7 protein-coding genes are annotated in these 7,679 nt (G+C 43.0%); all 7 read left to right on the top strand.

Annotation, left to right across the window (positions count from 1 at the left end; genetic code table 11):
• Positions 1–13 precede the first annotated feature (13 nt).
• The 7 genes from arsC to H6F77_RS01295 all read left to right on the top strand — a co-directional run bounded on the left by arsC (position 14) and on the right by H6F77_RS01295 (position 7,507).
• Positions 14–409 carry an arsenate reductase, glutathione/glutaredoxin type gene (gene arsC, locus H6F77_RS01265; protein ID WP_190484556.1) on the top strand — a complete coding sequence of 132 codons (396 nt, stop codon included), beginning with the start codon at positions 14–16 and terminating at the stop codon, positions 407–409.
• A gap of 152 nt (positions 410–561) precedes the next feature.
• Positions 562–1,188, top strand: coding sequence for an arsenical resistance protein ArsH (gene arsH / locus H6F77_RS01270; protein WP_190484559.1), 627 nt, complete (start codon positions 562–564; stop codon positions 1,186–1,188).
• Positions 1,189–2,236: 1,048 nt separating this feature from the next.
• The gene (locus tag H6F77_RS01275; RefSeq protein ID WP_190484561.1) at positions 2,237–3,487 is read left to right on the top strand and encodes a sedoheptulose 7-phosphate cyclase; all 1,251 of its coding nucleotides are present in this window, start codon (positions 2,237–2,239) and stop codon (positions 3,485–3,487) included.
• The gene (locus H6F77_RS01280) at positions 3,484–4,314 is read left to right on the top strand and encodes an O-methyltransferase (protein ID WP_190484563.1); all 831 of its coding nucleotides are present in this window, start codon (positions 3,484–3,486) and stop codon (positions 4,312–4,314) included. Before H6F77_RS01275 ends, H6F77_RS01280 begins: the two co-directional genes overlap by 4 nt.
• 98 nt (positions 4,315–4,412) lie before the next feature.
• Complete coding sequence (locus H6F77_RS01285) at positions 4,413–5,753, top strand: ATP-grasp domain-containing protein (protein WP_190484566.1); 1,341 nt, start codon at positions 4,413–4,415, stop codon at positions 5,751–5,753.
• Between the two features lie 79 nt (positions 5,754–5,832).
• Positions 5,833–6,342 (top strand): transporter substrate-binding domain-containing protein, encoded by a 510-nt coding sequence (locus tag H6F77_RS01290; protein ID WP_190484568.1) that lies wholly within the window; start codon positions 5,833–5,835, stop codon positions 6,340–6,342.
• Positions 6,343–6,478: 136 nt separating this feature from the next.
• The gene (locus H6F77_RS01295) at positions 6,479–7,507 is read left to right on the top strand and encodes a D-alanine--D-alanine ligase family protein (protein ID WP_190484570.1); all 1,029 of its coding nucleotides are present in this window, start codon (positions 6,479–6,481) and stop codon (positions 7,505–7,507) included.
• Positions 7,508–7,679: the final 172 nt, after the last annotated feature.

Genomic DNA, 7,679 nt, shown 5'->3' on the forward strand with positions numbered 1-7,679 from the left:
GCGAGGGAAATAAATGAAAAGCGTGATGTTTGTTTGCAAGAAAAATTCGCGGCGATCGCACATGGCAGAGGGATTTGCTAAAACGCTTGGAAAAGGCAAAATATTAGTCACCAGTTCTGGACTAGAAGCAAGTAAGGTAGACCCTATAACAATTCAAGTCATGGATGAAATTGGTATTGATATCAGCGACCAAAAATCTAAGGCTTTAAGTGATTTTAAGCCGGAAGACTACGATGCAGTTATATCCCTGTGCGGCTGTGGAGTAAACTTGCCGAGGGATTGGGTATTGCGAGAAGTTTTCCAAGATTGGCAACTCGACGATCCAGAAGGACACTCTATAGAAACCTTCCGCCGCGTTCGCGATGAAGTCAAAGAACGAGTAGAAAAGTTAATTGCATCTCTCAATTAATTAGACAGACATAAATAAAGAAAACAAAAAACCTACAGACCCCTGAATATTAAAACAGCGGGTTAACTTCTCCTATCTTTGTAAGAGAGGGGTAGGGGAGAGGTTTTTTATTTAATTGTCTTTACTTACTTACTTACAAATTACGGATTTGTATGACAACTTTCGATCATCCACCCAGAATTTTGTTTTTGTATGGCTCTTTAAGAGAGCGTTCCTATAGTCGTTTGTTAGCAGAGGAAGCTGCTAGAATCATCCAAGATTTTGGTGCAGAGACGAAATTTTTTGACCCGCGTGAGTTACCAATTTACGGTAGCGTACCAGATACACACCCGAAAGTTCAAGAATTGCGACAATTGAGTTTGTGGTCTGAAGGTCAAGTATGGTCTAGTCCAGAAATGCACGGCAATATTACAGGAATTCTTAAAAACCAAATTGACTGGATTCCCTTAGAGATAGGGGCAGTTAGACCTACTCAAGGTAGAACTTTAGCAGTAATGCAGGTAAGCGGTGGTTCGCAGTCGTTTAATGCGGTGAATACGATGCGAATTTTGGGACGATGGATGCGGATGTTTACTATTCCCAATCAATCTTCGGTTGCTAAAGCTTATCAAGAGTTCAATGAAGACGGAACCATGAAGGATTCTGCCTACCGCGATCGCGCTATCGATGTGATGGAAGAACTTTACAAGTTCACTTTCCTCCTCCGAGACAAAGTAGATTACCTCACAGATCGCTACAGCGAACGCAAGGAAAAAGCACCTACAAAACCCATCCTGTAATTCCTCTGTCTATCTGAGTAACTTTTCTACAAATTCGATGCAATAATTTTTGAATATCGGCGCAAGTTGACCGCCCTGCTACGCGGGTTTATAGGAGAGGTAAGGATACTATTAATGTTGAATTTCCTCTACCTATTTATCATTAATACCGTTCGGATATATAGAGCGATCGCTCCTTAGTCGGCAGATTTACGATAAATCTTTAATATACGAAGTCCAATTTTCAGGAAAGATGCTATTTTTAATAAGTATATTTTCTTACTCCGCTTCTTATAACAAATTTTTTATAGTCAATGTATTTGCCTCAAACGTCTATTCTTTCTAGGGTTGGGGCTATAAAAGTTGGCAAGCCTGATAATAAAAAAATGATTAACGTAGTTTTTCTACTTTTTATTTAAAAGTAAAAATTTGATTTGGTACAACGCTCCGCAGTTATTAGACTAAGCCAATATATACATTCTTGTCGCTTTTTTAGGCTAAACTAGGCATCTGCCTAAAGGTATAGTTTTTATTTCTTCAAGCTAGTTTGAGTAGTTTGAGAATCTGCAAACAGCGATCGCGGTTCATCTATTGACATTTTTTTTATTACCCCAGGCAGTAGTGACTTAGGCAAGCGAAATCCCCACCAGTCAAAGACTTGAGGCTATTATCAGCTAAAAAATATACACTAAAAAAGTAAAATTTTCATAGCATCTAATAGCTAAATACTTCCAAAATTGACCTATGCCTTTAGGAGTAAATAAATATAGTAAACTTTTATTAATTCAAGTTTTAAGTTAATAATTTCTATTGATTGGTGTTTCTTTTCAGGGCGCTGAGAAAATTCTCAAAAGTTTTGTTATATTACTGAAGTCATGCTTAATTGACCGAGAAGCATTTTATACAAGTTGGCGATCGGCTGAGAATATTTTGTTGTTTCCTACTCATCAGTCATAAAGAACTTAAAGGCATAAACTTAGCCAAATTTATGCCAAACATAAATCACATCAAGGCTTTTTGAAGCCAATTTTCTGCTGACCAATTTAAACATTTGTAGAAACCCACCCTCATGAGTATTGTCCGAACAAAGCTAGAAGCTACCGAAAACGCATTTCACGTTGAGAGCTACGAAAAAATTGAATACAGCCTCGTCTACGTGGATGGTGTTTTCGATATTCAGAATTCAGAAATTGCCGACAGCTACAAGAAATTTGGGCGCTGCCTTGCAGTTGTTGATGCCAATGTCAATCGCTTGTACGGTGAGAAAATCCAGTCTTATTTCCAACATTACAACATCGATCTCAGGTTATTTCCTATCTATATTCCCGAACTCGACAAAAATCTGAAGACGGTAGAGAAAATTGTTGATGCTTTTGCGGAATTTGGATTAGTTCGCAAAGAGCCAGTGTTGGTGGTTGGAGGCGGCTTAATTACTGATGTAGCAGGTTTTGCCTGTTCTAGCTACCATCGTAGCAGTAACTATATTCGCATTCCCACTACTTTAATCGGGTTAATTGATGCCAGCGTAGCAATCAAAGTGGCAGTCAATCACAAGAAACTAAAAAATCGCCTGGGTGCTTATCACGCTTCTCAAAAAGTTATCCTTGATTTTTCGTTTCTAGGTACCTTGCCAACAGCTCAAGTCCGCAATGGAATGGCAGAATTAGTGAAAATTGCTGTTGTTTCCGAAGGGGAAGTTTTTGAGTTGTTGGAGAAGTATGGCGAACAACTGCTGCATACCCATTTTGGCTATGTGGACGCAACTCCAGAAATTCAAGAGATAGGTCATCAGCTTAACTATAAGGCGATTAAACGAATGCTAGAGTTGGAAGTCCCCAACCTGCACGAGTTGGAACTAGACCGCATTATTGCTTACGGTCATACCTGGAGTCCCACGCTGGAACTTGCACCCCGCGTACTTTTGTATCACGGTCATGCGGTGAATATTGATATGGCATTCTCAGCCACAATTGCTCATAAACGGGGATATATCACCACCCAAGAACGCGATCGCATCCTGGGATTAATGAGTCGCCTGGGTTTATCACTTGACCATCCCCTCCTCGACATCGATCTGCTGTGGCGTGCAACAGAGTCTATTACCAAGACGCGGGATGGCAAACAACGCGCCGCCATGCCTTGTCCCATCGGTAGTTGCTTCTTCGCCAACGATCTAACGCGGCAAGAACTGGAAGAAGCGCTTGCTATTCACAAGCGTCTGTGTGCCAACTACCCTCGCGGTGGTGCGGGTATTGACGCTTACGTGGAAAGCGAGCAAGTCGAAAGCGAACTACCTGAATTAGTTGGGAGTGGAGTATGAGCGAGACTCTGGTCAGAAACCAGGCAAGACCAGTAACTCCCTTGGGGATTTTGGTGGAAAAGCTGGAAACCATCCTCAAAATGACCCAAGACGCAACTGTTCGTGGCGAAATTGCAGATGCTCTCAAGCAGGCGTATCAACTGGCAGCAGGTATAGATCCGTACCTGGAAGCGGTTAGCACCCAGGAATCTCCAGCCTTAGCAGCGTTAGCTAAAAAGACTAGGGAAGAACCTTGGAGCAAGCGGTTTTCAGATCGAGCAACCGTGCGTCAGTTGGAACAAGAGATGCTCTCCGGACACCTTGAAGGACAAACTCTGAAGATGTTTGTCTGCATGAGTGGCGCAAAAAACATCTTGGAAATTGGGATGTTTACAGGGTACTCGGCACTGGCAATGGCAGAAGCGTTACCAGAAGATGGACGAGTGGTTGCTTGTGAGGTGGATGAATATGTAGCTAATTTCGCTGCATCCTGCTTTCAAGAGTCGCCGCACGGGAGCAAAATTTCTATAGAAGTTGCTCCGGCTTTGGAGACGCTTCGCAAATTAGCAAAGGCGGGAGAGTCCTTCGATTTGGTGTTTATTGATGCCGATAAGAAGGAGTATATCGACTATTTCAAGCTGCTGCTAGATACCAATTTGCTGGCGCCAAACGGGTTTATATGCGTGGATAATACCTTGCTCCAGGGACAACCATATTTGCCACCAGAGCAACAAACGCCGAATGGGGAAGCGATCGCGCAATTCAACCGCGTCGTTGCTGACGATCCAAGAGTTGAACAGGTGTTGCTACCCTTGCGAGATGGTTTGACTATCATCCGGCGAGTGTAATTTGAGTTTTTTCTCGTTCCCAGGTTCAACCTGGGAACGAGTGACACAACCCCCAACAAAAATTCTTTTTCATTTTGAATACAAACTTTTTATAACTAATGGCGCGTATTTTTGCAGTGTTTCAAAATTTAGGGACGCTGGCGTTACTAGCGATCGCTTTTCCTTTTAACCTCACGGTTGTATTAGCAGCGCTACTGTGGAATATGGTTAGTAAACCGTTTCAAAAGCCAGTAGTAAACCCAAACCCGAAAAATATCATGCTGACTGGCGGTAAGATGACGAAGGCGCTGCAACTGGCGCGATCGTTTCATGCTGCTGGACATCGGGTTGTTTTAGTTGAAGCGCACAAATATTGGTTAGTAGGTCATCGCTTTTCTAACGCGGTCGATCGCTTTTATACCGTTCCCGCACCGCAGAAAGACCCAGAAGGTTACACTCAAGCCTTGCTTGCGATCGCCAAACAAGAAAACATCGACGTTTACGTTCCTGTTTGCAGTCCCGTCCAAAGCTACTATGACTCCTTAGCAAAGCCAGTGTTATCTGGTTGTTGCGAGGTGTTCCATCTCGATGCTGACGAGACGAAGATGCTCGATGAGAAGTTTGCCTTTGCAGAAAAAGCGCGATCTATAGGTTTATCTGTCCCGAAAACCTTCCTAATTACGGAACCCGAACAAGTTCTCAACTTCGACTTTTCCAACGAGAAGCGCAAATACATCCTCAAAAGTATTGCCTACGACTCGGTGCATCGCTTGGATATGACTAAGTACCCGATGGAGTCGAAAGAAGCAATGGCGGTACACGTTCGGAGTCTGCCAATAAGCGAGGAAAACCCTTGGATTATGCAGGAATTCATTCCTGGCAAAGAATACTGCACGCACAGCACAGTGAGAAATGGCGAGTTGAGGGTTCACTGTTGCTGCGAATCATCCGCCTTCCAAGTCAACTATGAAAATGTGGAGAACCCAAGGATTTTTCAGTGGGTGAATCATTTTGTCAAAGAACTCAAGCTGACTGGACAAGTTTCTTTCGACTTCATCGAAGCAGAAGATGGAACGGTTTATGCGATCGAGTGCAACCCGCGCACCCACTCAGCTATCACCATGTTCTATAACCATCCCAAACTGGCGGATGCGTATCTGAGCGATGCACCAGACCCCGAATACCCCTTGCAGCCTTTGCCAGATAGTAAACCAACCTATTGGTTATACCACGAAGTTTGGCGGCTGACTGGTATTAGGTCATTCGGTCAACTGCAAAGATGGATTAACACGATTTTAAGAGGTAAAGATGCGATTTTCAGTATTAGTGACCCCCTGCCATTTTTAGCCGTTCACCACTGGCAAATTCCCCTACTTTTACTCAACAACCTGCAAAGACTCAAAGGCTGGATAAGAATAGATTTTAACATTGGCAAGTTAGTAGAGATAGGGGGCGACTGAGTAGGCTAAGGGTTTGTCCACCCTTTAGTTGTTTCCCGGCTCTAATTAGCCCAGTTAGCAAAAAGACCGTGAACTTCAAATGAGACTAAATAGGAAATGGCTATTTGCTATTTTGCTTTCTGCTATGCTGGCGATGACTCTACTGGTAGGGTGTTTGAGGAGCGACAAAGCCACTGCCCAATCGGGGTATAACGGTCAGAAAAAGTTGACTATGGTTACTTCATCTGAATATCCACCCTACCAGTATCGAGACATTTATAGTGGTAAAGATGAAATTATTGGCTTTAATGTTGATATTGCTAAATACATCACTAAACAACTAGGATATGAGCTTGAAGTTATAGATACAGAGGCTATAATTGCTGCCTTGCCAGCCCTAGTAAATGAGAGTATTGGTATGCTCAAATCATCGGCTTTGCTTTCAACAATTGGCGTCCAAGATTTATTACGCAGGTCTCAGATTGTGGGGGCACAAAAATATATTTTCTTTGAAACACTGATATTTGCTGGTGCTGTTTACTATTTGACGAGCATGATTCTGACATGGAGCAGTTATGCACTTGAGAGAAGACTCCAACGTAGTAGCTGAGAGACACTAAAATAGAGCCGTAACCCTTAATTAAAATACTTCCCCTCTAACGCCAATCTTAAACCTATAAAAAGACAATAGTACAAGTTCACAAACTACTAAACTTTAACTACAACAGTAACTAGGAAGATGAATCATGCCAGTACTTCGTATTCTTCATTTAGTTGGGTCTGCGTACAATGATTTTTACTGTGATTTGTCACGCCTTTACGCCCAAGACTGTCTCACAGCAACAGCAGAGCGATCGCGCTATGACTTTCAGATTGCATATATCACACCCGATCTCCACTGGCGATTTCCTGCCTCCCTCAGTCCAGAAGATATTGCTGTCGCCAAACCGATGCCTCTGTCTGATGCCATAGAGTTTATAACAGCGCAAAACATTGACCTTATGTTGCCACAAATGTTTTGTATTCCTGGCATGACTCACTACCGGGCTTTATTCGACCTGCTGAAGATCCCTTACATCGGCAATACTCCGGATATCATGGCGATCGCGGCTCACAAAGCCAGAGCCAAAGCAATTGTCGAAGCAGCAGGGGTGAAAGTGCCTCGTGGAGAACTGCTCCGCCAAGGAGAGGTTCCGACAATTCCACCTCCAGCCGTCGTCAAACCCGTAAGTTCCGACAACTCTTTAGGGGTAGTCTTAGTTAAAGATATTACTGAATATGATGCTGCCTTGAAGAAAGCATTTGAATATGCAGATGAAGTCATCGTAGAAACATTCATCGAACTCGGTCGAGAAGTCAGATGCGGCATCATCGTAAAAGACGGAGAGTTAGTGGGTTTACCTCTTGAAGAGTATCTGGTAGACCCCCACGAAAAACCCATCCGCAACTATGCTGATAAACTCCAACAAACGGACGATGGCAACTTGCGTTTGACCGCTAAAGATAATATCAAGGCTTGGATTGTAGACCCTAATGACCCAATCACCCAAAAGGTTCAGCAAGTGGCTAAGAAGTGTCATCAAGCTTTGGGTTGTCGTCACTACAGTTTATTTGACTTTCGGATCGACCCAAAGGGACAACCTTGGTTCTTAGAAGCTGGGCTGTATTGTTCTTTTGCCCCTAAAAGTGTGATTTCCTCTATGGCGAAAGCAGCGGGAATACCTTTAAATGAATTATTTATGACGGCAATCGATGAAACATTGGCCACGATCTGAGACCTTAAGGACTTTTTTCTAATTGTGGCAGGAATTGAGCAAACACCGGAATTGATTGCTTATAGCAAGCAAAGCAAAGATTAGGACATAATAAATAGGAGTAACCAGGAGAAAAAAATGGCAGCTCCTTACAGCTATGACTTGAGAATAAAAGTAATAGAGGCACTCTTAT

It is taken from the genome of Microcoleus sp. FACHB-831, from assembly GCF_014695585.1.
Classification (GTDB): domain Bacteria; phylum Cyanobacteriota; class Cyanobacteriia; order Cyanobacteriales; family FACHB-T130; genus FACHB-831.

Bases quoted from the DNA above. Each gene is read 5' to 3' on its own strand.
- arsC (WP_190484556.1), top strand. From the start codon at position 14: ATGAAAAGCGTGATGTTTGTTTGCAAGAAAAATTCGCGGCGATCGCAC.
- arsH (WP_190484559.1), top strand. From the start codon at position 562: ATGACAACTTTCGATCATCCACCCAGAATTTTGTTTTTGTATGGCTCT.
- H6F77_RS01275 (WP_190484561.1), top strand. From the start codon at position 2,237: ATGAGTATTGTCCGAACAAAGCTAGAAGCTACCGAAAACGCATTTCAC.
- H6F77_RS01280 (WP_190484563.1), top strand. From the start codon at position 3,484: ATGAGCGAGACTCTGGTCAGAAACCAGGCAAGACCAGTAACTCCCTTG.
- H6F77_RS01285 (WP_190484566.1), top strand. From the start codon at position 4,413: ATGGCGCGTATTTTTGCAGTGTTTCAAAATTTAGGGACGCTGGCGTTA.
- H6F77_RS01290 (WP_190484568.1), top strand. From the start codon at position 5,833: ATGAGACTAAATAGGAAATGGCTATTTGCTATTTTGCTTTCTGCTATG.
- H6F77_RS01295 (WP_190484570.1), top strand. From the start codon at position 6,479: ATGCCAGTACTTCGTATTCTTCATTTAGTTGGGTCTGCGTACAATGAT.